This window comes from Marinifilum sp. JC120 (genome assembly GCA_004923195.1).
GTDB lineage: Bacteria > Desulfobacterota > Desulfovibrionia > Desulfovibrionales > Desulfovibrionaceae > Maridesulfovibrio.
In genome coordinates this window covers 143,811-167,679 of sequence record RDSB01000002.1, presented here as the reverse complement: position 1 = coordinate 167,679, position 23,869 = coordinate 143,811, and the positions used below count along the sequence as shown (strand labels likewise).

The 23,869-nt window shown below is 49.4% G+C and carries 24 protein-coding genes; 13 read left to right on the top strand and 11 right to left on the bottom strand.

Features of this window, described 5'->3' with window-relative positions; all coding sequences use genetic code 11:
- The first annotated feature begins 2 nt into the window (after positions 1-2).
- Positions 3-2,015 (top strand): methyl-accepting chemotaxis protein, encoded by a 2,013-nt coding sequence (locus D0S45_03430; protein ID TIH19245.1) that lies wholly within the window; start codon positions 3-5, stop codon positions 2,013-2,015.
- A gap of 54 nt (positions 2,016-2,069) precedes the next feature.
- On the opposite strand, the gene D0S45_03425 is transcribed toward D0S45_03430, so the two are convergent.
- Positions 2,070-3,716, bottom strand: coding sequence for a glycosyltransferase (locus tag D0S45_03425; GenBank protein ID TIH19244.1), 1,647 nt, complete (start codon positions 3,714-3,716; stop codon positions 2,070-2,072).
- Between the two features lie 82 nt (positions 3,717-3,798).
- On the opposite strand from D0S45_03425, the gene D0S45_03420 reads away from it, so the two are divergent.
- The 7 genes from D0S45_03420 to D0S45_03390 all read left to right on the top strand — a co-directional run bounded on the left by D0S45_03420 (position 3,799) and on the right by D0S45_03390 (position 9,006).
- Entirely contained in the window at positions 3,799-4,539 is a 741-nt protein-coding gene (locus tag D0S45_03420) for a hypothetical protein (GenBank protein ID TIH19243.1), read from the top strand.
- A 93-nt stretch (positions 4,540-4,632) separates the two neighbouring features.
- Positions 4,633-4,980, top strand: coding sequence for a Spx/MgsR family RNA polymerase-binding regulatory protein (locus D0S45_03415; GenBank protein ID TIH19242.1), 348 nt, complete (start codon positions 4,633-4,635; stop codon positions 4,978-4,980).
- A gap of 20 nt (positions 4,981-5,000) precedes the next feature.
- Positions 5,001-5,474 (top strand): methylglyoxal synthase, encoded by a 474-nt coding sequence (locus tag D0S45_03410; GenBank protein ID TIH19241.1) that lies wholly within the window; start codon positions 5,001-5,003, stop codon positions 5,472-5,474.
- 67 nt (positions 5,475-5,541) lie between these two features.
- Positions 5,542-5,817, top strand: a complete 276-nt coding sequence (locus D0S45_03405; protein TIH19371.1) for a hypothetical protein — start codon at positions 5,542-5,544, stop codon at positions 5,815-5,817.
- 163 nt (positions 5,818-5,980) lie between these two features.
- Positions 5,981-6,703 carry a peroxiredoxin gene (locus D0S45_03400; protein TIH19240.1) on the top strand — a complete coding sequence of 241 codons (723 nt, stop codon included), beginning with the start codon at positions 5,981-5,983 and terminating at the stop codon, positions 6,701-6,703.
- A 187-nt stretch (positions 6,704-6,890) separates the two neighbouring features.
- Entirely contained in the window at positions 6,891-8,084 is a 1,194-nt protein-coding gene (locus D0S45_03395; protein ID TIH19239.1) for a sulfate permease, read from the top strand.
- Positions 8,085-8,154: 70 nt separating this feature from the next.
- Positions 8,155-9,006 carry a uridine kinase gene (locus D0S45_03390; GenBank protein TIH19238.1) on the top strand — a complete coding sequence of 284 codons (852 nt, stop codon included), beginning with the start codon at positions 8,155-8,157 and terminating at the stop codon, positions 9,004-9,006.
- 139 nt (positions 9,007-9,145) lie between these two features.
- Here the strand turns inward: D0S45_03390 and D0S45_03385 are convergent, their stop codons facing one another.
- Complete coding sequence (locus D0S45_03385) at positions 9,146-9,352, bottom strand: hypothetical protein (GenBank protein ID TIH19237.1); 207 nt, start codon at positions 9,350-9,352, stop codon at positions 9,146-9,148.
- Positions 9,353-9,448: 96 nt separating this feature from the next.
- Here D0S45_03385 and D0S45_03380 point away from each other — a divergent pair, with 96 nt between their 5' ends.
- Positions 9,449-9,796, top strand: coding sequence for a PadR family transcriptional regulator (locus D0S45_03380; GenBank protein TIH19236.1), 348 nt, complete (start codon positions 9,449-9,451; stop codon positions 9,794-9,796).
- 41 nt (positions 9,797-9,837) lie between these two features.
- Here the strand turns inward: D0S45_03380 and D0S45_03375 are convergent, their stop codons facing one another.
- Positions 9,838-10,614, bottom strand: a complete 777-nt coding sequence (locus tag D0S45_03375) for a hypothetical protein (protein ID TIH19235.1) — start codon at positions 10,612-10,614, stop codon at positions 9,838-9,840.
- A gap of 175 nt (positions 10,615-10,789) precedes the next feature.
- On the opposite strand from D0S45_03375, the gene D0S45_03370 reads away from it, so the two are divergent.
- Positions 10,790-11,506 carry a class I SAM-dependent methyltransferase gene (locus D0S45_03370; GenBank protein TIH19234.1) on the top strand — a complete coding sequence of 239 codons (717 nt, stop codon included), beginning with the start codon at positions 10,790-10,792 and terminating at the stop codon, positions 11,504-11,506.
- 6 nt (positions 11,507-11,512) lie between these two features.
- Here the strand turns inward: D0S45_03370 and D0S45_03365 are convergent, their stop codons facing one another.
- The 4 genes from D0S45_03365 to D0S45_03350 all read right to left on the bottom strand — a co-directional run bounded on the left by D0S45_03365 (position 11,513) and on the right by D0S45_03350 (position 14,996).
- Positions 11,513-12,262, bottom strand: a complete 750-nt coding sequence (locus tag D0S45_03365) for a hypothetical protein (GenBank protein ID TIH19233.1) — start codon at positions 12,260-12,262, stop codon at positions 11,513-11,515.
- 76 nt (positions 12,263-12,338) lie between these two features.
- Positions 12,339-13,694: a TolC family protein gene (locus D0S45_03360; protein TIH19232.1), complete on the bottom strand. Its 1,356-nt coding sequence runs from the start codon at positions 13,692-13,694 to the stop codon at positions 12,339-12,341.
- A gap of 13 nt (positions 13,695-13,707) precedes the next feature.
- Positions 13,708-14,661 (bottom strand): HlyD family secretion protein, encoded by a 954-nt coding sequence (locus tag D0S45_03355; GenBank protein ID TIH19231.1) that lies wholly within the window; start codon positions 14,659-14,661, stop codon positions 13,708-13,710.
- Between the two features lie 2 nt (positions 14,662-14,663).
- Positions 14,664-14,996 (bottom strand): DUF3302 domain-containing protein, encoded by a 333-nt coding sequence (locus tag D0S45_03350; GenBank protein ID TIH19230.1) that lies wholly within the window; start codon positions 14,994-14,996, stop codon positions 14,664-14,666.
- 207 nt (positions 14,997-15,203) lie between these two features.
- On the opposite strand from D0S45_03350, the gene D0S45_03345 reads away from it, so the two are divergent.
- Complete coding sequence (locus D0S45_03345; GenBank protein ID TIH19229.1) at positions 15,204-15,860, top strand: nitrite reductase; 657 nt, start codon at positions 15,204-15,206, stop codon at positions 15,858-15,860.
- 62 nt (positions 15,861-15,922) lie between these two features.
- Here D0S45_03345 and D0S45_03340 read toward each other — a convergent pair whose 3' ends face one another.
- Positions 15,923-16,273, bottom strand: a complete 351-nt coding sequence (locus tag D0S45_03340; protein ID TIH19228.1) for a transcriptional regulator — start codon at positions 16,271-16,273, stop codon at positions 15,923-15,925.
- Between the two features lie 422 nt (positions 16,274-16,695).
- On the opposite strand from D0S45_03340, the gene D0S45_03335 reads away from it, so the two are divergent.
- Both D0S45_03335 and D0S45_03330 read left to right on the top strand, forming a co-directional pair.
- The gene (locus tag D0S45_03335) at positions 16,696-17,850 is read left to right on the top strand and encodes an iron-containing alcohol dehydrogenase (protein ID TIH19227.1); all 1,155 of its coding nucleotides are present in this window, start codon (positions 16,696-16,698) and stop codon (positions 17,848-17,850) included.
- 137 nt (positions 17,851-17,987) lie between these two features.
- Entirely contained in the window at positions 17,988-19,211 is a 1,224-nt protein-coding gene (locus D0S45_03330; protein TIH19226.1) for an NAD(P)-dependent oxidoreductase, read from the top strand.
- A 55-nt stretch (positions 19,212-19,266) separates the two neighbouring features.
- Here the strand turns inward: D0S45_03330 and D0S45_03325 are convergent, their stop codons facing one another.
- The 3 genes from D0S45_03325 to D0S45_03315 form a co-directional block, all read right to left on the bottom strand.
- A complete protein-coding gene (locus D0S45_03325) occupies positions 19,267-20,790 on the bottom strand; it encodes a DUF1566 domain-containing protein (GenBank protein TIH19225.1) in 1,524 nt (507 codons plus the stop codon).
- Positions 20,791-20,925: 135 nt separating this feature from the next.
- Complete coding sequence (locus D0S45_03320) at positions 20,926-22,329, bottom strand: anion permease (GenBank protein ID TIH19224.1); 1,404 nt, start codon at positions 22,327-22,329, stop codon at positions 20,926-20,928.
- 191 nt (positions 22,330-22,520) lie between these two features.
- A complete protein-coding gene (locus D0S45_03315) occupies positions 22,521-23,843 on the bottom strand; it encodes a peptidase M48 Ste24p (protein TIH19223.1) in 1,323 nt (440 codons plus the stop codon).
- Between the last annotated feature and the right edge of the window lie 26 nt (positions 23,844-23,869).

The window sequence follows — 23,869 nt, the reverse complement described above, 5'->3', positions numbered from 1 at the left end:
ATATGAAGCTGTCGGCAAAATTAATGCTCGGTTTCGGTTCTGTGCTTGGTTTGCTGCTTGTATTGGCGGTGATCTCTTTTTGGGCGCTTGAAAATTCCAGTGAAGGCTTTACCCAGTATCGGGGGCTGGCAAGGGATACCAATCTAAGCGGACGGCTACAGGCCAACATGCTTATGGTGCGCATGAATGTTAAGGACTTTATAATTACAGGAAGTGAGAAAGATCTTAAGCAATACGATGATTACTTCGCAAAGATGCGCAGTTTCATGGATGAAGCTATCAGTGAGATTCAGAAACCTGAACGTGCCAGCTTGGTTGCTAAGGCTGATGCGGAGGTCAGGGAGTACGGAGAATATTTTGAGAAGGTTAAGGAATTCCGTGTGGAGCGCAATCGTTATGTAAATGGTGTCCTTAATGTAGATGGTCCGCTGATGGAGAAGAATCTGACCCGTATTCTGCAAACCGCTGAGCGGGATAACGATATGGCTGCTGCGGTCTTAAGTGGTCATGCCATGCGTAATCTTCTGTTGGCCCGGCTTTATGTGGTAAAATTTCTGGATGATAACGCGCAGGCTTCTGTGGACAGGGTTCACAGTGAGATGGATGATTTTGAAAAGCTTCTTGATGATTTGGATCGCAGTCTGCAAAATCCTGAAAGACGCCGACTGCTGGCTGAGATTATTGACTTGAAGGAAAAATATGTTGATGCCTTCAATGGTCTGAGCAAGGTTATTTTTACCCGCAATGATGTAATCGCAAACCATCTTGATAAAATAGGTCCTTCAATTGCTAAGAATGTTGAGGACGTAAAACTTTCGGTCATGGCGGATCAGGATGTGCTCGGCCCCAAATTGCAGGCGGCCAATGATCAGGCCATCATGCTGGCTGTAATGATCAGCATTATTGCTTTAGCTGTGGGAGTTCTCACTGCCGGGTTCATCATCAGGACTATTAACAGGCAGCTTGGCAGCGATCCGGCTGAAATTGCCGAAGTGGCCCAGCGTATTGCCGGTGGTGATCTGGATTTGAAATTCGTAGAGCCTGCAATCGGTGTTTATGGAAATATGCGTGATATGGCTGCACAGCTTATTCAGGTTGTCTCGGATGTTCGTGCCGGAGCCGGCAATGTTGCTTCCGGTAGTACTGAGCTTTCAGCCTCCGCAGAAGGTCTTTCACAGGGAGCAACTGAACAGGCTGCTTCCATCGAAGAAGTTTCCGCATCCATTGAGGAAATGGCCAGTAATATTAAACAGAATACCTTGAATGCCCAGACCACAGAAGACATAGCACTCAAGTCGTCTTCGGATGCTCAAGAAAGTGGAAGTGCCGTTTCCGAGGCCGTCTCGGCAATGAAGAATATTGCCGAGAAGATTTCCATTATTGAAGAAATTGCCCGCCAGACTAATTTGCTGGCCCTTAATGCCGCTATTGAGGCCGCTCGTGCCGGTGAGCACGGTAAAGGATTTGCCGTTGTTGCTGCCGAGGTTCGTAAGCTGGCTGAGCGAAGTGGTAATGCAGCCGGAGAAATCAGTGAGCTTTCCACTACCACGGTAACCGTGGCGGAAAAAGCCGGTGACATGCTCGATAATCTGGTTCCCAATATTCAGAAAACCGCAGAACTGGTGCAGGAGATTTCTTCCGCCAGCACGGAACAGAATGCCGGTGCGGAACAGATCAGCAAGGCTATTACCCAGCTTGACTCCGTGATCCAGCAGAACGCTTCTGCTTCTGAGGAAATGGCTTCTACCAGTGAGGAACTCTCATCCCAGAGTGCATTGCTTGAGAATACCATGTCCTTTTTTAAGGTCAGTGGATATGGCAGTTCCACATATTCACAACCCAAAGCACTGCCTGTCAGTAGAGCTCAACCTGCTCATGTCTCAGCAGTTGCGCCCACGCCTCCCAACCCTGCTCAGGTAGCTCCCGCTCCCCAGCCGGTAAAATCTGAGTCTTCAGATATGGGTGGGCTTAGTCTGGATATGGCTGCTGATGATAGTGATTTTGAAAAATTCTAACGTTTGATTTCAGCTTATCCATAAAGGTCTCCGGAAGTGTTTCTGGAGACCTTTTTATTTGCGTAACATATTCTCTTTTTTTATTAGATCGGCAAGACTTGCTTCAAAGTCTGCGTTGTTGATGTCACGGTTCTCGAGGGCGGAGAACTTCATATCCAGCCGGGACTGATTGCCTATCTGGATAGCTGCGGCTTTTTTGTTGATGACTCCTGCGGTTCCGGTTCGTTTGAGGTGCCTAACCCGCAGGTGCCCCTGATATACTGGAACCATCTTTTGCAGGCAGAGCCTTAAATCCCGGTCAAGGTCATCAAATTGGGAAGGGGAGAAGCGGATGTCGAATCCTCCTGTATTTTCGAGGTCGGACATACGCATGATGTGGCAGCATCCGGTAACAGAGCCGCAGGGGCGCATATAATCAAACTGTCCGTAATCCATGGTTTGAAGCTGGATGTCGGTTGTGCGCAGTTTGGGACCGTCCTGATCGCTTTCGTTTTTGATGTGCAGGTCGATGCTTTGCAGCTTGCGCGGATTAGGAGCATCTACCACTTTGCAGCCCCAGACTCCGGCGGCCGGGTAATTCTTGATCGCCGCCCCCAGTTTGGACAGCCAGTCCTGTGGGGGCAGGGCGTCATCATCAAGAAAGGCGGCAAAGTCAGCTTTAGCTATTTCGGGATGAAAGAGCAGCCAGTTGCGGGCCGCGGGCGCACCTATATTAACATGCAGGTCGAATCTTAGCATGGGTAGGTCTGTGCGTTTTTTTGCCACTGCTTCCCACTTGTCGATTACTGCCGAGGTTCCGTCATTGCTGCCGTTATCCAGCACACCCAGAAATGCGTTTTCATACTTGGCTTCGAAAACTGCCTCAAGAGTTGCGTCCAGCTCTTCTGCCTTGTTGTAGCTGTATATCAGAATCGCCACTTTGCCCGGAGGAGGACAGATTTGCAGATCGGTTTCGTTGATTAGATCAACAGTGCGCAGCAGGGTGTTGACACGCCATGGGCGCGCTTCGGCATCCTGTCTGTAGAGCCTTATCGCATCATCACGGTACCCCCTGCGTAGCATGCATTCTCCCAGCCGGGGCAAAGCTTCAGGAAATGAGCCGGAGTTGTATGCCGTTTCATAACATGTTGCCGCCTGTAAGTAATCTCCTTGTCCGAAAGCAAGGTTGGCTGAAAGGAAATCGTGCAACGGTTCCATGTCACTGAAGTCAATGTTTTTCATCAATTGCAGGGCCGCGCTCAGGAATTCTTTTTCTCCTGTTGATTCGTACATCTCTTTGGAGATTTTCAGCAAGGCGAGTGAGGCAGGAGCTTCGCTTAGCAGCTGGGTCAGCAGTTCGGCAGCCTGCTCGAAACGTTCCCGGCCTATCAGGCTGTGGAACCTTTTTTTATGAGTGCTGAAATCGTCCTTGCGGGATTCTTCTATAATGCGGGCCAGCATTTTGCCCATGGGAGAATTAGGCCCGTCCTGGCCCATGAGATTTTGCTGTAGTTCTGCACTTTGCAGGTTCAGGGGATCATGACACCATGCGGAAAGCAGAGTTTCAAAGGCCAGTTTGATGTATAGGTCGCGGTTGGCGGGATCGTTTTTGCTCAGTTCGATGCATTTGTAGCCGATGCCGGTCAGGTGGGTACGGCCTACGCCCCCGGCCAGAAATTTTTCCGCAAGTTCACGGGGGAGCCTGTTCCAGAATGTGTCCATGATACTGCCCTTGATGGAATTGTTAATTGCTTCTAGAGTGTTCCTTTACTAGTTAATCCTCATGCATTGCAAGGAGTTTGCTGTGGCGGACAGACGTTTAGCGGTGGTCATTCTCCATTATGGTGATCCGGCCCTTACTTTGCGGGTCAAGGAACAGCTTGAACTTTCCGATCCCAAATTGGCGGAACATATTTTTGTGCTCGATAACCATGCCCCGGAACCTTTTCCCGGCGCGTGGCGCAGGCTTGATGAAAATCTGTATTGGGCCGGGGCACTGGACTATTGTCTCAAGGAGTTTGAAAGCCGCGGCTACACCTACCTCTGGTTCTTGAACAACGATATCTGGTTCGGTTCCAAACCTCCGCATATTCTCAAAGCGTGGAAACGGTTGGAGCAGCTGGATTCAAAAATTGGTCCCATCGGGGTATATTCTCCGGCCACTCATCGAAGTCCCTATCATCCTCAGATGATTGAAAAGCCGGGGGTGCAGTATTCACTGGTCCCGTATATTGATGGAATTTCTCCTCTTTTCTCCATTGAGTGTTTAAAGGCAATCGGCGGGCTGGATTTTGATGGCAACATCTATGGTTACGGGGTGGATGTTTGGAATTCACTTGCGTTGCACCGGGCCGGATTTTCGGTGGTGGTGGATCATCAGGTCACAGTCCGGCACATCTATCACAGCACTGCCAAGAAGGTGGAAGGGTTCCTTGCCACAGCAGCCGAGGCCCAGCATAAGTACATGACTGACCATCTCGGCGCAGACTATGAAGCTGTACTCAAGCTGGAGCTTGAAGCCTGCCGCGATTTTAGTACTTTCTAGTTTTGTCTATAATTGTGACTGTTTTTCATCCGTGTTATTGATAGGTTTGGTGATTTGAATTACCCGCAACCATCAGATGGAGATGAAATAACCATGATTTTAGTACATTACCCCAGTTGAACCACCTCCCGTAAAGCCAAGGCTTGGCTTGAGGAAAAGGCTGTGGAATTCACCATTCGTCATATTGTCAAAGAGACCCCGACCAAAGATGAATTTCTTGCATGGCAGAAGATTGCCGGAGTGGACAAAAAGAAATTCGTAAATACCAACGGCAAGAAATATAAGGAAATGGGATTGAAAGAGACCATTGGCGGCATGAGCGATGTTGACCTTTTTGAACTCATTTCCGGTGACGGCATGCTGGTCAAACGTCCTCTCCTTGTTAGCGATGACTTTGTGCTTATCGGTTTCAAGCTTAAGGAATGGGAAGAGCGATTTTAAACTTTAGGAGGATGACTGTCATGAGCATCGTGAAAAATATAGCTGTAGTTGCACACGATAACTGCAAGAAGGAATTGCTTGATTTTGTTGATTGCAACCATAACATCCTTTCCCGGCATAATCTTGTGGCCACCGGTACCACAGGGGGCTTGGTCGAAAAAATGATCAAGGAAAGGGCAGCCCAGAAGAATGATGAAGGGTATGAATTCAAACCGGTTAACAGAATGAAGTCCGGTCCTCTGGGCGGAGATCAACAGCTCGGGGCTATGATTTCCGAAGGTAAGATTGACGTGCTTATTTTTTTCTGGGACCCCATGCAGCCGCAGCCCCACGATGTTGATGTAAAGGCTCTGCTGCGCCTAGCCGTACTTTACAATGTTCCCACTGCGAGCAACCGTTCCACTGCTGAATTCTTGATTTCTTCCCCGTTTTTCGAAGGTGAATTTGAACGTAAGGAGACAGATTTTAGTGAATACACCCAGCGCAAAATATAGCGGTTGTGCGTCGTTCTCATTTGATTTATGACCAGCTGAATTAAATGAGATCAAGCGTGAGGTGTTTATTAGTATGAGTGAAGTGAAGAAGGTTACTTTCAAAAAATATGATATCCGATACTATGTAGTCGGCAAAGTGGCCTATGTTTGTCCTGTTGATTTGGTGCCCATTATGGCCCTTGATTCCAAGGAGATTGATATCGAGGGCGAGAAGGCTTTGGATAAGGTTGAAGCCGGGCGTATAATTTTTCCTTACTTTGAGTTTTTCGATTGGTTTTCGGAGCAATTCGACCAATATGATTATTCAGATGATGTTATTCTGCTCGATCCCATGCCGTGGTAGATGTTGTCTGTTAGTAAAAGCAAAGGGTTGTCCTGATCAGGGCAACCCTTTTTTTATGCTCAGTGATATATTTTTTTGGGTATCAGTTTTTTTGATAAAAGTACTTCCTACTGATAGTGAGAGGTGATACAAAGGAGCTTAAGAACAATTGGAGGAATTTAATATGAGTAATGCACAAGCTGGCTGCTCAAAACCTGTCGGCCAAAAAGCCGAAAAGGCGCAGCCTGAAGTGGAAAATGTAACCTCCGAAACCACCAAAGGAGCAGGAATCATGATTAAAGCTGGGCAGAAAGCTCCTGATTTCACCGCAGGTGCTTATCAGGATGGCGGATTTAAAGAAGTTAAACTTTCTGATTATCTGGGTCAGTGGGTAGTGCTTTGTTTCTATCCCGGTGATTTTACCTTTGTCTGAGCTACTGAGATTTCGGCGGTCGCCGAAAAACATTCCGAGTTTGAAGCTTTTGGCGTTCAGGTTATGTCCATGAGCACCGACAGCATGTTTGTCCATAAAATGTGGGAACAGGATGAGCTTTCCAAAATGATAACTGCAGGCAAGGTTCCCTTCCCCATGCTTTCTGATGGTGGTGGTAAGGTGGGCCAGATGTACGGCGTGTACGATGAGGATGGCGGCGTGGATATCCGCGGTCGTTTTCTCATAGATCCTGACGGTGTCATCGTCGGTTACGAAGTGTTAACCCCGCCTGTAGGACGTAATGTTTCTGAAACCCTGCGTCAGATTCAGGCATATCAGCATGTAAGGAAAACCGGTGCTGCCGAGGTTTGCCCCTCCGGCTGGAAACCCGGTAAGAAAGTCCTGAAACCCGGCCCGGATCTCGTAGGCAAGGTTTGGGAAGAATGGAAAGTTGATATGGCCTTCGAAGATTAGGTCTATAAGTAGTCTCAAAGTAACTGCTCCCGGTCGGCGTAAAGCCGTTCGGGAGCTTTTTATGGTCGGTACACGTAAAAAAGTGCAAGAATGTAATTATATCCGGACTGTCAGCTTTTAAAATCGTTGTGAATCTATTACATAATGCAGTAATAGTTAATCAGTGGACATGAATACAGGAGTTACAGTGCGTATAAGTTTCAACAGAATGGAATGGGCCGGAGCGGTTGGTGATCTTGGGGCTTTATTGCCACTCGCCTTTGCCATGATCATGGTCAACGGGCTTTCAGCCACCGGGCTGTTTCTTTCAGTGGGGTTATTTTATCTTATCGGTGGGATGTATTACCGTGTGCCTATTGCTGTGCAGCCCATGAAGGTTGTTTCGGCCTATGCCATCGCCCAGTCGCTTAGTCCTACGGTGATTACCGGGTCCGGGTATATTATTGCCTTGCTCATGTTTTTTCTCGGTGCCAGTGGGCTGGTTAAGCGGGCTGCTCAATTAATTCCACTGCCTGTTATTCGCGGGGTACAGGTATCCACCGGGATGTTGCTGCTTTTGAAAGGTGTTTTTCTTGCCGTCGGGACCAGCACATTGCAGGCTGCGCAAGGTAAGGTTGAACCGTTTCTGGCCTTTCAGTCTCTGGGACCGCTTCCGCTCAGTGCTGTGTTCGGAGTCATTTTCGGAATAGTCACCCTGAAGTTGATCAATAACAAACGGATACCTGCCGGGCTGGTGGTCGTGGGCTGCGGTGCTTTTGTCGGAGGTTTGCTCGGAGCATGGCAGGGATTGGCTGATCTCAGTTTCGGATTCCATCTGCCGCAGTTTATGCCTTTTGGGTTTCCTACTGCGGATGATTTTTCTTTTGCCTTGCTTGCTTTGGTGTTGCCCCAGATTCCCATGACTTTGGGGAATGCGGTCATTGCCAACCGTGATTTGAGTCATGAATATTTCGGTGATGAAAGTCGCAGGGTAACGGATCGGGCTTTGTGCATCAGCATGGGCATTGCTAACGGTTTTGCCGCTCTGGTGGGCGGTATGCCGCTCTGTCATGGAGCAGGGGGATTGGCAGCCCATTACCGTTTCGGGGCACGGACCTGCGGTTCCAATCTTATTATTGGAGTTTTATTTGTGGTGCTGGCAATCGGTTTCGGAGCGCAGTCAGTTAAAGTTTTGCAGCTTATCCCTATGGGGGTGCTTGGTGTGCTGCTTGTTTTTGCCGGTGTGCAGTTGGTGTTGGCCATGCGGGATATGACCGCAAGGTCCGCTCAGGCCGTGATTGTGCTTATGTTGATTATTACCCTTGCTTCAAATCTGGCATGGGCCTTCGGGGCCGGGATTCTGTTGAGTATTATTTTTTCAAGAATTAAGGTGTCACAATAACTGTGAATGGTTTACACTTGGTCATCCCGAAATTCACAAGGATGACGATACTGCTAAAACGGAGGTTCTTATGGGTAAGTTAGTTAAAGAAGAAGGTGAAAAGGGCCGTTTGCATATAGAAACGAAGCTGCTGGGTGAATCTTTGGTGGGTAAGGATTGTTTGCGCAATACCGAGGCTGATGAATATTTTCATATGCAACCGGATGTGAACATACTCAAGATCGGCGGGCAGTCCATTATGGACCGTGGTGCCAATGCGTTGCTGCCCATCCTTGATGAGTTGGTCAAGGCTAAGGAGGATCACAAAATCCTGCTTATGACCGGAGGTGGTACCCGCGCCCGTCACGTCTACAATATCGGCGTTGATCTGGGCATGCCTACCGGCGTTCTTTCCAAGCTTGGTGATAAGGTCTCATGGCAGAATGCCGAGATGCTTTCCGTGCTGCTTGCCAAGCATGGCGGGGTAAAGATTGGTCATGGTGACCATCTGGAGCAGCTGAATATGTATTGCCAGCTCGGTTACCTGCCCATCACTACCGGGATTCCGCCTTACGGATTCTTTGAGCATCCGGCGGAAGTTGGTTCCATTCCTCCCCACCGCACTGATTCAGGTGCATTCCTGCTGGCGGAAAATATCGGCGCCAAGTCAGTCATCTACCTGAAGGACGAAAAGGGACTTTATGAGGACGATCCCAAGAAAGCCAAGGATCGCGAAACCCTTAAGTTCTACGATCGTATTCACGTGGATGAGCTGATTGAAATGGACCTTGATGACCTGATCGTTGAGCGGGCAGTGCTGACTTTCCTTAAGAATGCCAAGACCCTCAAGCAGTTCCAGATTATCGATGTGCTGCGTGATCCTGAATCCGTACATGCCGCATTGCGCGGTGAACATGTCGGAACCATTGTTTATAAAGATTAATTTTTGATACGCTTCGCGTTTTGATAGGTGATTGCGTCTCCGACGGGCAAAGGGACTAAGCCCCTTTGGAATCCCTATTGGTTTTAAATCTGTATAACTTAAAAACGGGGAACAGTTTCATTACTGCTCCCCGTTTTTTTTAGCTTCTCTTGCCTTCGCTTCCTTTGCCGTCACGTTCCAGATAAACGATTTCAGCTCCGGTGTGCTTGGCAATTTCCTTAAGCTCACACTTACGGATGCGCTTGACCTTCATGGTCAGACCTTCTCCCTGTACGCCGACTACGCGGTAACGGGGTCTCTTGTCGCCATCTGTGGCCTTAACTCTTTCCCTTACGAAAATTTTCATAAAGCCTCCTCTGCGGTTTGTTGTGTCTTTACGGATATTCGTCTATAATAGATATATATCCTCTAAGAACATATAGTCAAGAAGAACAGGTGAGAAATGTCAAAAAAAGCAGGCGGGGGCAAGCCCCAAAGGTATATACAGCCATCGCTCTTGATGGCTTTAAGGTCAGGAACTTCGTATGGTTATGAATTGATTCAAACCATCGGAGGGTATGGTTTTCTGCGCGGTGAAGCCCCCCCCGGAATGATCTATCGCCATCTGCGGCAGATGGACGAGGAGGGGCTGGTGGAGTCAAAGTGGGATTCTGAGGGTGACGGTCCGGCAAAGCGGGTCTACTCCGTCACTCCGGAAGGGTTGGAAATACTGGAAGCGTGGATAATCCACATGGAGCGTCAGCGTGACGCGCTGGAGAGTTTTATTGCCCGCTACAGGGCAGGACAGTAGCGCATTGAGAAAAAAGATACCGTATATTATTTATATCAAATTCACATCTGTGAATTTGTGGGCGCGACAGTAGCCCGGTTATTGGAATCCGGCTGGGGGTTGTGTCCTTTCTTGCGCTTGCCGTGGGCGGGTTCCCATATTCCATAATCCACACGCTTGACCTGTAATACAGGACGTCCGCCCCAGAGTGAGGGCCTGATCCATGTGGCATTACGGATTTCATCGCCGGACAGGGGGACCAGCGGGTCGCGGTCTGTGGAGATTACGTCGATTCCGGCTTCATGCAGGTCCTGAACATGTAAGTTTGAGCCGAGTTCGCGCAGTCGGCCGTATTCAATGAAACGCCCGCACCAGCCGTAAGCAGTCAGCCCTATGGCGGCGGTGGCTCCGATGATTCCGTCGTTAGTGCCTCCCAGTCCGTATAGCTCAATGTTGCGGGCCGCGTGCATGGCACCTTTCTGGGTCTGCCTGCGTCCGGTGACGCTTTTGGAGAATTCCAGAATTTCACTGTTTACCTCGTCCTCACGGGCAATGCATAGTCCGGGATCACTTCCGGGGGCGCAGTATTTATGCAGGTGTTCGGTGGCTTGTGTTCGCAGGTAATCAAGGTTGCTGTCCGGGGATATTTCAATGATGGCACAGGCCGAGCTGTTGTTGGAGGTGTACGGAATATTTTCCAGTCTGGGAAGCTGGTGGCGGACAACACCGATTACGTGGCAATCGTTATCCAGCCCGTATACGAATTCACGAACCAAACGTCCGGTTCCTATTGTGGCGTCTTTATCATCAGTATCATCAAAGCCCATATAAATACGCATTCCGTTTCTCCTTTTGAATAGAAGTCTGACATTCCATCCATGTCCATGCAAGTCAACCAAACCTGCTCTGCTGTTGAAACGGCACAAAATTTATCAATTCTGGCTTTTCCATTATAAATGGGGCAAGCTTTCAGCAGTGTATCTTGAAAGTAGTCTAGTTTAAACAGCAGGTTCGATGATGAGTGGATTCAAGAAAATAGTGCGCAGCAATGCATCAAAATTTTACCAGCGTATTTCCAGAGGCTGGAAAAGAAAACGGTTTATCCAGTTTCTTGATCTGGTCAAACCGGAGCCGGGCAAGGTCGTCCTTGATCTTGGCGGGGGAAGTGGGGTTTTTTTTTATGACAATTTAGATTTGGTGCAAAAGCATGGTTTGCGGGTAATTATCGCAGATATTTCTTCACCAGACCTGCTCAAGGCCGAGAGCAGAGGCTTTGAAATATATCAACTGAGTGATAATGGTTTTGAGCATATGGTTGATGACCAGTTTGATACAATTTTTTGTAATAGCGTGATTGAACACGTGACTTTACCTAAGTCGGAAATTTGGGATTATACGGCGGACGATTTTTATGAAAAGGCTTTTGAAGTGCAGAAGGATTTTGCGGCTAATATAGAGCGGGTGGCTAAAAAGTATTTTGTGCAGACCCCGTGCATTGATTTTCCGTTGGAGTCGCATTCGTGGCTGCCTGCATTTTATGCTTATCCGAGATCAAGGGCGTTGCACGTAGCAAGGCTGAAGATGATTTCAAAATATTGGATTAAGGCCACTTCCCCGGATTTCAACCTGCTTGATGAAGCACAGATGCATAACCTTTTTCCTCATGCACACGGAGTTACTTATAATAAGGTACTGGGATTCTCCAAGGAACTGATTGCCTATCGGGTGTAGTAAGTCTTAGTTAAGGTTGGTCAGGAAACGGTCTATTGTTTTTTTCACTTCCCCGGATTCAACCATTTCCTTCAGGGCTGCGTTAAGTTCCGGGACACGTTTGGCCAGTGGAGATTTTTTAGATACCGCAAAGTATACGGGAAGTGGCAGGGAATAAGAGTAATCAGCTTTTTCAACCCGGTCTTGAAATCCGTGTTTATACATCAGGTAGTCACCGACTGTTTCCGTGAGAATGAATGTGTCGGTGCGTCCTGCAATTAATTTTAGAAAATTGGTTGTGGCGTCTTTGGCTATATCCTTATGTAACTTCGTGTCGTTATCAAATTGCGGGAAAAATTTTGTTCCCAGCGTTATCCCGATGTTCAATGAGTCAAGATCGTCATACGATTTAATGCTGTGAGCCCTGCCTTTGAGCACATAAAAGGCTTTAGAACTCTTGGTTTTGTACGGCGGATCAAGGAAAAACATGTGTTTTTCCCGCGCTGGATGTTTTAGCAGGCCGCTCATAATATCCGCATTTCCTTGCTTCATCATAAGTTGGCATCTTTTCCATGGTCGCTTGATGTAAGTTCCTTTAAGGCCTATCCGGCTGAGGAGAAGGTTTGTTATTTCGATGTTTATGCCGCTGATGTGGTTCTGTTTGTCTATTATTTTCCATGGAGGGTAATGGTTGACCGGAATAATGACTTCCTGTGCAATACTTGAAGTTGTTGTGGCAATGGTCAGAAGTATTATTAGAATGAGGGTTTGCTTCATCGTGTATTAGTACTTAATTTGTGTAAAAAAAGAAAGGAGGACCATGACTACTCACGATCCTGCCTTAATTTGTGAGTTATTCGAAACTTCCGCCAAGAGCCAGATGTAGGTTTATCCTGTTATCCAGTCGCTCGCGCCTGATATTCAGCAGGGATATTTCAGAACCGATCCAGCGGGTCTGGTGGCTGAGTAGTTCAAAAAGGTCTATCTTGCCGACTTTGTATTGAATTTGGGCCAGCTCAAATGTTTCTTTGTTATCTGCCGTGGCTTGAGCAAGGTACTCTTCGCGCTCTTTGAGAAGCTTTTCCCCGGCTAGTCCGTTTTCCACTTCTTTGAAAGCGTTCAGGGCCATGGAAGCATAATTGGCAATGGCCTCCTTTTGTGCAGCCGTAGCCTGTTCGATTTCCGCTTCAATTTCGCTGCCTGTGTAGAGCGGGGCAAAAAGGCCTGCGGTCAGTCCAGAAATGGCGTCACCCAGAGCGTTGAGTCCGGCCCCGGCCCCGAAGGTAAAGCGGGGCAGATGTAAGAGTTCGGCTCCTTTTTCGGCATAAAAAGCAGCCGCTACACGATCTTCAGCTGCAATGAGGTCCGGCCTTCTTTCAAGGATAGCTGAAGGCTGCCCCACCGGGATAGCGGGCGGAGTAGCAATTAGTTTGTCTTCGCCTTTTAGTTTGTTGGAAGGATAGCGACCGATGAGGGTTTCAAGGCTGCGCGCGGCTTCCTGCTTCGCAAGTTCGGCCTGAGCTACTGCGTCTTGTGCTGAAGCCAGTTGAGCATGAACCTGATGAACTTCCAGCATGGAAACCTTGCCGACTTTTTGTTTGCGTTCTTCAATGTCATTCATTTTATTTAGAATATCGACAATTGATTTCAAAAAATCCTGTTGTACCTCGATTTCATTAAGCAGAAACCAGTTGCGGGCCGTGGCTGCGGCAAGTGACTGGCGGCCGAATTCATAATCAGCTTGAACTGCCTTGGCTGATTCCTCGGCGGATCGCTCGCCAAGTCCGAGCCTGCCCCAGACGTCTGCTTCCCATGAAATACCCAGTCCCGCGCCTTGCGGTCTGGCGGTGCCGCCTGCGGTGGTTCCGGCAAGTTGTCCGCCCAGTCCGACAGTAGGCAACAGGGCCGCTCCGGCCTGTTTGGCAAGTGCGTTGGCCTGATCTACCTTAGCGGAGGATGCCTGCAAGTCGGGGTTGTTTTTCATGGCTTCGGCCACTAGCGCATCGAGCTGCGCATCCTTGAAATCGTGAATCCAGCCATCTTTGACTGTGCCGCTATCAATAACGGAAGCGGCCCAATCAGACGGGGTGGCTGTCTTGGTGCCGTTTGCCCCGGCAGTTGCTTCGGAATGGGAGTAATTTCGTTTGCACCCGCAGAGTGTCAGCAGGGCTACGAGGGTCAAAATCAATATTTTTGAATTGTTAGGCATAAATGTCTCCAGCCTAGATGGCTTCAAAGCAGATGATGTTCCGCCAACTGACCATGCGCAGCAGAACCTGCCTGATCAGGGCCAGCGGTTCCATGCTGTCACTGTAAACACTGACCGCCGCCGCGCTGCCCAGAGGCAGGTTGAATTGGGACATGTCATCGGTGATATGGATGAAGACCGGAACACGTCCTTCTGGAATATGGGTGGAAACGCTCAGGAGGTCGCCGGAAGGTTGCAGCTGACCTTCAGCCAGTGCTTCTTGAATTTTGGTTACCTTGCCTTTGAAGGCTCGGCCCGGAATGGCCGGGAAGATTATTTCGGCATTGAAATCGGGCTTGATATTCTGGAGCGGGTTTTGTTTAAAGGCTGCTACCAGCATGGGGTCTTCGGAATGGACAAAGGTCATCACCGGGCGCAGAGGCAGTGGGACTGCCATCATGCCGGGGCGTAGCCTGAGCATAGTAACCCAGCCGTCAGTGGGCGCAACGACCACGGTGCTGTTCAGGTTGAATATTGCTTTATCCAGTTTGCCTTGCAGCTGGCTCACTTCTTCCTGGTACTGCTCAACATCGTACCGGCTGCCAGCTGAATGTCTTGCCAGTTCCTGCGATTCCTTGAGTCGCTGGTTGGAAAATTTCAGCTGTGCTTTAATTTCTTCCATCCGTGCCTGATAGGGCGTCGGGTCAATGGCGAAAAGTTTGTCCCCTGCTTTGAGCGGTGTGTTGGGCTTTACGTATACTTCAATTGTTTTGCCCCGTACCTGTGGCACAATTGGCGTGGTCTGGAAATAAATGCGCGCATTGGGTGTGTAAGGATGGTAATAGGCCATGCACAGGAATATGCCGCCGACCACAAAAAGGCCGCCTACTACGGCAGTGGTCACAGTCCATTTGGTTACGGGAATTTTAAGCACTTTGAAGGCAACAAAAACAATAGCCGCGTAGGTTAACTCAATAAGTATATCCACGGCTATACCTCTCTTGCTTCGGGCTTTACTTCCGGTTCAGTTACTTCTTTCGTAAGAGCGGCTTCGGTTTCGTGCTCTACAAAGGATTCATCGCTTTCCAAATTCGGTTTATGGATCATGGCCCAGATCCAGAGGAAGGGCCAGAGGGCATGCAGGGTGAAAAGGCTTACCCAGCCCGCAGCATGGATGGCATCCTGATGGGGGTGGTTCCGTTTTTTGGCGATATTGTATGGGATATCATGGATGTAGATGATGCCGTAGACCAAAACCAGAAATACAAAGATCAGCATTCCGGCACCGATATAGTCCAGTATCCGGGAATCTGTCTCAATCATAAGCGTCTCCTTCCGAAAGAATATGCATGTAAGTAATTAACTGCTTTATCTGAAATTTAGCTTTAGTTCTCTGTAGCATATTTAACACAGCAGGCCTATCAAAAACTACCTATTTCATAGGTTAATTGCTGATTAACATCCTGTCATTGCACTGTCGGACGCTCTGATGTAAATGGATACTCAACAAAATATGCAAGGAGTCTTTTTATGGATAATATTGTTGCTGAATCTCTCACTGCCATGCCCGTTGAGCGTAAAGACGGAACCTACGCTCTGCGTATTCCTCTGGCTCAGGGCCAGTTCACTCCCGGTATGATGAAAACTGTCATGGAAACCATGGCCAAGTTCAATTTGACCTCTCTGCGGGTGACCACCGGGCAGCGTCTGAATCTGGAAGGCATCCCCAAGGAGAAGCTGGACGAGGTTGTTGCCAGTCTCGGGACCAAGGTCGATAAAGTTCCGCCGACCGTGGGAGTCTGTACCGGCGTGGGCGTCTGTAAATACGGCATGCAGGACAGCCGCGGCATGGGTAAAAAGCTGCTCGAAGTCATTAAGCAGAACGGTCCTTACCCTTTCAAAATCAAAAGCGGTGTTTCCGGCTGTAAAATGGTTTGTGCATTCAGCAATGTCCGTGACATAGGCCTCGTGGGTACTCCCAAGGGTTGGGATGTCCTCTTTGGTGGCGGCGCAGCACGTAATGTCCGCGCCGGAGTAAAAATCGGCACCAAGTTGAGCGGCGATGAAGCCCTCGCACTGATTGAAAAGGCCCTTGATTTCTACAAAGAAAATGGTCGCAAACGCGAACGCATCAGCGGTCTGGTAGATCGTCTCGGCGAAGAAGCTTTGCTTGAAGCTGTTAAATAAAACTATTTAGTCTGATTATTAGAAAGGCTGATTTCCTTCAGGAAATCAGCCTTTCTTTATTTTTACCCGTCCCGTTTCTCCAAATACTCCACGGCCCAACCATTCACACTTTCGAAGATGGGGATCAGCTTCAGTCCCATTTCGGTGAGTGAGTATTCCACTGCCGGGGGCACTTCCTGATATACCTTGCGGCTGACTATGCCGTGCTTTTCTAATGCCCGCAGTTGCTGGGTCAGCATTTTCTGGGTCACTTTGGGCATCAGCCTGCGCATTTCCCCGAATCTTTTGGGTTCTCCGTCCGCCAGGTGCCAGATTATCAGCGGCACCCATTTGCCGGAAAGGATTTCAAAGGCCACTTCCAATTCATATGTAAAGCTGCTGCAACTCACTTTGTGAGTTCTATCTTCAGGCATGATTCTCTCCATTTCTTGCGGCTAAATTTGGCCGTCATCAAAAAAATAAAAAATATTTAAATTAATATCGCGCGGATTTTTGCGTTTTCAGAAAACTGCTTTCAATTAAGCAGAGTCTTCAACTTACCAGATTTTATGTTTTTTGTGTAGTTCTCAAATGATTCTAACAGGTAGTTACCAAATGGGAACTACTAACCAGTTGTAAACTACGATACTGAAAGGTGCGTACTTTACAGGATAAAATTTTTTGTGTTTATAGCTTCTCAACCGATGCAGAGAAACGTTTCTGATTTGTGCATGTAGTTTTGTTTGGCTGGTATTAAAAATTTCAAAAGTAAAAAATAATCAGTTTTGATTTATTTTAAAATAGAAGCCTCTTCGTGAAAGTAGAGTTGCTTTAAAAGTTAATGGAGAAAATGAAAATGGCAAGATTTACCATCCCCCGCGAAGTTTACTTTGGTGCAGGCAGCATTGAAGAGCTTAAGAATATTAAAGGAAGCAAAGCTGTAATCGTTATCAGCGGCGGTTCTGTAAAAAGAAACGGTGCCCTTGATAAGATTGAAGGCTTCCTGAAAGAAGCAGGTATCGAAACCACCCTGTTCGAAGGTGTTGAGGCTGACCCTTCCGTTGCTACCGTTCGTCGTGGTGTTGAAGTAATGAACGATTTCCAGCCGGACTGGATCATCGGCGTGGGTGGAGGTTCTCCCATTGATGCTGCTAAAGCAATGTGGATTTTCTACGAGACCCCCGAGTTCACCTTTGAAGAAGCTGCAAAGCCCTTCAATTTGCCTGAACTGCGCAAGAAAGCACGTTTCGCGGCTGTTCCCACCACCAGTGGTACCGGAACCGAGGTAACAGCGTTTTCTATCATTACCGACAATGATACCGAACTCAAGTTCCCCATCGCCGATTTCAACATCACCCCTGATCTGGCGATTGTTGATAGCGATCTGGCTCAGTCCATGCCCGCATCCCTCGTGGCCCACACCGGTATGGATGCACTGACCCACGCTTTGGAAGCTTACGTTTCCATCATGGCTAATGAACTGACCGATTGCCTTGCAATGAAATCCATGGAGATGATTCAGGACGAACTGGTTGCTTCCTATAAAGGTGGCAAGGAAGCACGCGATAAAATGCATGTCTCCCAGTGCCTTGCTGGCATGTCTTTCTCCAACGCTATCCTCGGCATTGTTCACAGCATGGCCCACAAGACCGGGCATCTTTTCGGAGTTCCTCATGGCTGCGCAAATGCCATTTATCTCCCCGCTGCTATCCGCTTCAATGCTGAAAAAGCAGGTGAAAAATACGCGGACGCCGCCAAGAGACTCGGTCTTTCCGGTTCCTCTACTGACGAATTGGTCGAATCTCTGATTAATTTTGTGAAGGAACTCAACGTGGCGATGCAGATTCCTGCTACTCTCAAAGAGTTCGGTGTTAATGAAGACGACTTCCTTGCCAACCTCGATAAGATCTCCGAAGGCGCATGCGAAGACCCTTGCACCAGCACCAACCCGCGTGAAATCAGCGTTGAGCAGATGAAAGAACTGTTCAAAGAATCTTTCTACGGTAAATAAGTATATAGTTAATAAGAATCACGGGGCTGGACCTAACGGTCCGGCCCTGTTATCTGCTTCACTCCGCGCACTACTTTCCAATCCTCTCAAGATAATCAGGTCCCTTGCATCCAAGGGCCAAACCACACATCATTCATATGGGAAAACACATCATTGAAGAGGCGACCCGTTGCCTGCAATGCAAGAAACCGCTTTGCAGCAAAGGCTGTCCGCTCGGCACACCTATTAATAAAATGATCGAACTCCTGCTAGACGGCAAAATGCAGGAGGCCGGGGCTATGCTTTTTGAGAACAACCCGCTTTCCGTGGTCTGTTCACTCATCTGCCCCCATGAAAATTTCTGTGAAGGGCATTGCATTCTGGGCCGGAAGAGTTCTCCGGTGCAGTGTAGCGACATTGAAAACTACATCTCCCGCTACTATCTGGCTCAGTTTCAGCCTCGGAAGAAGGAAAAACGCAAGTCCAGAATAGCTATTGTCGGCTCCGGTCCGGCCGGGATTACCGTAGCTTTTATCCTCGCCCTCAAGGGATACGAAGTGACCATCTTTGAATCCGAGGAAAAGATCGGCGGGGTCCTGCAATACGGTATCCCGGAATTCCGTCTGCCCAAGGACATCCTTGAGAAATTGCGTGAAGTGCTTTTGCAGCTGGGCGTGAAAATCCGTCCCAATATGCTAATCGGTCCGGTGGTCTCCCTCGACGATTTGTTGCGCGACGGCTACAAGTCTATTTTTATCGGAACCGGGGTCTGGAACCCGCGCCCCTTGCGGCTTAAGGGGGAAACCCTCGGGCATGTGCATTACGCCATCAATTACCTCAAGAATCCTGATGTCTACCAACTCGGTAAGAAAGTGGCGGTTATCGGGGCCGGGAACGTAGCTATGGACGTGGCTCGCACCGCTCTGCGCAAGGGAGCAGAAGAAGTGACCGTGCTTTATCGTCGTGGTCAGGAAGATATGTCCGCCACCAAGTACGAGCAGGATTACGCCAAGCTGGACGGAGTGCATTTCAAATTCTATCATTCTCCTGTGGAACTGACCGAAGAAGGCGTTGTCTGTGTTCGCACAGAAAAGCAGGCTGGAGAAGACGGCAAGACCAAGCTGGTCACCGTGGAAGGTTCCGAAAAACTGGAGCAGGTCGATTCTATCTTTATCGCCGTAAGTCAGGCCCCGCGCAACAATCTCACCGGAATCGAGATCGGCAAGACCGGGCTGGTCATCACCGATGAGGAAGGCCGCACTACCCGAGACGGCGTCTTCGCTTCCGGCGACGTGGTCACCGGGGCCAGAACCGTAGCCGAAGCCGTGCGTTGTTCCAAGAATTCCGCGCAGGCTATTATGGATTATGTGGAAGGTCTTTAAGAGTTATTTGATGCAGACATCAGCCCGGAATGGTTAACCATTCCGGGCTGTTTTTTTATTGCATAGCTCCACCGCGCATTCCGCCCCGTCCATGCCCTTCAGGAACGCAGAAAGTCTGCTCGCCCCGGCTCATGCACAGGCCGGAAAGTTTTCCGCGCGGGGTTTCAACTGTGCACTCATCCCCTTGGGATTTGCCATTGCAGGCGGTGAAAGCTTCTTCGGGAGGACCTTGGCGGTTGCCGCGTCCTTGACCCATGCCGCCTTGCATTATGTCTTGTCCCATGCCGGAATTTCTGCCCATTCCTTGATTTTTACCGAATCCCTGTCTGCTACCACCCATAGTTCCCATGCCATCTGAGAAGGAATTAGGGGAACCGCCTTTCCATGTGGGGATTTTGGTGTAGGGCGGATCATAGGGTTCTACTCCGCCTCCGGTTACACAACGCACATAATTGTAGATGCGTATGTCATCACCCTGCGGGCCGCGTCCGTTGGGGAATGCATCGGGGTTGCCGGATTTTGGATCACTGCGTTGCGCTCCGGCTCCGTGGACATCCATCCATTTTTTATTGCTGCTGCGCGGGGGCGCGAAATAGCCCAAAGCCCGCCCGAAAGCCACATATGAGGCATGGGACGGTTTGGGGCCGTCCATATGGGTGGTTGAGGACCAGTAGTAGGATTCCTTGTCCGTGACCTTGAAGATGGGATCAATGGCTGCGGTGCCGCTGGTCTTGGGGCTGCGGGAGTAATCTACAATGGATTGAAGCTCTTTTACATTCGGCAGCCGCCAGTCAGTGCGTCCGGCGTGATTGAGGTTTTCGCAATAGCTCAAGGCTTCTTTCCAGTTAAGCTTCTTGACGCTGTCGGCTTGCTGCCAGATCAGCCCGGTGGCTTTGTCTTCAACGGTTCCGTCCTTGCGGTCCACGTAAATATTTTTCCCGTAATCGGGGTTTCCGCGCACGTAGCGGATGTATTTGCTGCTGCGACCACGGGGATCTTTTTTTCCGTAGCCCTTGATGCGTCCGTCCGCAAAGTTGACTCCAAAAGCCGTGGGATTGCCGCCCATGGTTGTGCTCACGTAAGTGGTTGAGGACCAGTCCTGACAATCGATGATGCGTTGTCCTTTGGAAGTGTCGCCGAATTTGAATTCAAAGTAGTCCGTATTAATGAACGGGGTGGAGTCCTTTTCAGTCCCCTGCACCCAGCCGTTGAAGTCGATTAGTGAGTAGAGTTCTTTGATGTTCGGGGCGCGCCAGTCTGCGTATCCGCCAATCTGGCAATCTTCGGCTCCGTCCATCCCCTGTTGCCAATTGACCGCAGGGCCGCGTTCTTTGACCCACATCAGCCCAGTGACCAGATCGGAGATTGTGCCGTCTCCATTATCTTTGTAACGCGGTTGATTGCCTTTGTATTGAGCATCCTGCCCGTAGAATCCATGACTTTGGTCCGGGCAGTTAATCTGGCGGGAATTGTTGAAGCAGGCCTCCTGTCCGCTGTCGACGATGGGGTAGTTTCCGGCCCATGCGCTGGTAGAAAGAAGAATTGTGACCGCGATTAATGGAAAAATATGTTTTTGCATCTGCGCTCCTTTTTTTGCCTTTAAGTTAAGCATGAAGTGGAGATTTCAGCTAGGGGAATGAGATGATCTTTATAAATCTTAAAAAAGATGACCCGCCTGCAAATGCAGACGGGTCTAGGTGTTTAGAAGTCTCTTTTAGATGTAGAAGATGGTCGCTGCTACCATGCAGATTAGATAGAGTCCGCCGAAGATAGCTCCCAAAGCCCACCAGCGGGCCTGACTGATGAAACCTGAACCGTACCAGATAGGTGCCGGGCCGGTGGCGTAAGGGGTGATGATCCCCATTACACCTAGGCTGCCCGCCAGCATAAGTGCGACCATCGGCATCGCCTCAGGTGGAAGTAGCGGCTGAGCAATCGCAATAAATAAGGGCATCAGGGCCGTGGTGTGCGCAGTAGTACTGGCAAAGAAATAATGCAGCGCAAAAAAGAGGACGACTAGCATAATGGCTACACTTTCCGGCGGCATGCCTTGCAGATTTGTAGAAACAAGCCCGCCTATCCACTTGAGTACCCCGGCTTTTTTCAAGCCGCTGGCCATGGCCACAAGGGTGGCAAACCAAATTAATACGTTCCATGCGGCTTTATTGGTAATGACGTCCTCCCAATTGATGACATCAGTGAGAACCATCAGCGCAAGTACAAACATGGCTGCAACTGTACTGTTTACGCCCAACTCCTTACCGAAAATCCAGAAGATCAGTGCGGCGACGGCATACCCGAGCATCATCAGTTCTTTGGTACTGACTTTGCCCATTTTGAGTAGTTCATCAGCTGCCCATGCCGGGGCTTCCGGAGAATGTTTCTGGGTAGGCGGGTAGACAACGTAAGCAAGCCACGGTGTCAGCAGGAAAAGGGGGAGCATGATCGGTATCATGGTCTTGGCCCATTGACCCCATTGAATGGAGATTCCGGTGCCTTGATTGATCAGGTCTACGGCTAGCAGGTTAGGGGCTAGCGCAGTCAGGAACATGGAACTGGTTACGCAGGTTGCGGCAAAGGCCACCCATGTGAGATAGGAGCCGATTTTACGCGGTTCATTGTCCGGGGTGGAATTGAACATGGGCGGTATGTTACTGGCGATGGGGTAGATGGTTCCCGCGCTTCGGGCCGTATTAGAGGGCATGAACGGGGAGAGTACTAAGTCTGAAAAAGCGATGGCGTACCCCAGCCCGAGGGTGTTTTTACCCAGATGTTTGATCAGGATCAGGCTGATGCGTTTGCCCAGCCCTGTTTTTTTGTAGCCCATGGCAAACATGAAAGCTGAAAAGATCAGCCAGATTACTCCGTTTGAAAAACCGGAAAGGGCCCAGTTGCGGCTGGCCGTAGCGCTGGGATCAACCAGACCGAGTATCGCCACTACGGTTACACCTACAAGACCTACAAGGGCGGCGGGAACAGGTTCCACAATTAAGCCGACAACAACCCCGACGAAAATACTAAGGAAATACCATGCTTCGGGTTGTAGTCCTTCCGGTGTGGGAAAGAGGGCCATAACAATTGCAACAATGACAGGGGAAAACTTTTTGAGTTTATCCATGTGACCTCGCAGTTATCTATGGTTCGCAGGAATATGTTTTCAATAGCCTGTAACGCGCAAAATCGCTTGTTCCCGTTTGAATGCGATGGGGATACTCAGATTATTAATGGCATAATTTTGAGGGCTGGGTCAATAAAGCCAAAAAATACCCCGGATAGAGCTCCGGGGTATTTTTACAGATGTTGAAGAGTCTATTGCAGATAACCCCAGCCGATCAGCCGGTCATATGCATGTTTTGCATAGTCGCCTTGATTGTTGACCTTGAGAAATCGGTAATATTCATTGGCGGCCATGTCGCGATTACCAAGGGCCTCGTAGGAGACTCCTTTGTAAAAAGTAGTCATGGGGTTGCCGGGTAGCTTTTTCTCATATGCATCAAAGTTAGAGAGGGCTTGTTTGAATTGGCGGTTTTCAAGACTGAGCATTCCGGTCATGTGCAGGGCTTGAGCTTCCTGAGGATAACGATTCTTGGCGCGCTGGGCATATTGCAAACCTTCTCTGGATTTGCCCTGTGCCAACTGGCATTTGGACATGAGCAGCAGTCCGGCATAATCGTTGGGAGCAATACGCAGGGCCTTTGAAAAATGGTCTTCGGCTTCATAGTAGCTTTTCTTGCCCATGGCCCCTTCGCCTTTTTGCATCTCCACGATAGCCGGTTTGATTCTGCGTACTGAGGCGATGTTATCCATGTACCGTTCGCGCAGAAGTTTGCCGTGGCTGTTTGCGTAAACTGTATCCCGTTTTTTTACTGCGGTGGCATATCGCTCCGAACTCATGGGGTGGGAGGCGAACATCTGCTGCACAAAGGAAGGACTGCTTTTGTGCAGCTTTTCCAGCTCATCCATGAGTCCGACCATCCCTTCCGGGTCGTAGCCTGTGTTATCCATATACTCCATGCCGAGGCTGTCTGCTTGCCGTTCATCCGAGCGGGAGTAGCTTGCCAGCAGCATGCCGGCCCCGATTCCGCCCAGTCCGGCGGCCAGCGGAACAAGGCGGCTGTCCTGAGTGGCGGCAACCCCAACTCCGATAGCAACGATGCCCTGTACGGCAATGGATGAACTCATGCGTGAGGCTGTGTGCCGGGCATTGACGTGTCCTATTTCATGACCCATGAGTGCGGCTAATTCTGCTTCGTTTTCAAGGGTGACCAGAATGCCGCGGGTACAGGCAATGCTTCCGCCGGGGAAGGCATAGGCGTTAACGTAGTTGGCATTAACGCAGCGGAAAGAGTAGGGCATATCCGGTCTGTGGCTGCTGGAGGAAAGTGAGATTCCCACGCTGGTCATGTAATTGTTGACTTGGCTGTCCTGTACCGCACCGTAGTCTGCGGAAAACTGGTGTGGGGAGTTCTGGCGGTCCATTTGAATTTCCTGTTGCTGGGAAACCAGCATCAGTTGCTGCTGTCCGGTAACCGGATTGATGGCGCATCCGCTCAATATGCCGAGTGTGCCTCCGGCTGCCAGTTTCAGAGCTTGCCTTCTGGAAATTATTGTTGCTTTGTTCTTACTGCCCATGTTTCCTCCGAATATTCATTAACTAA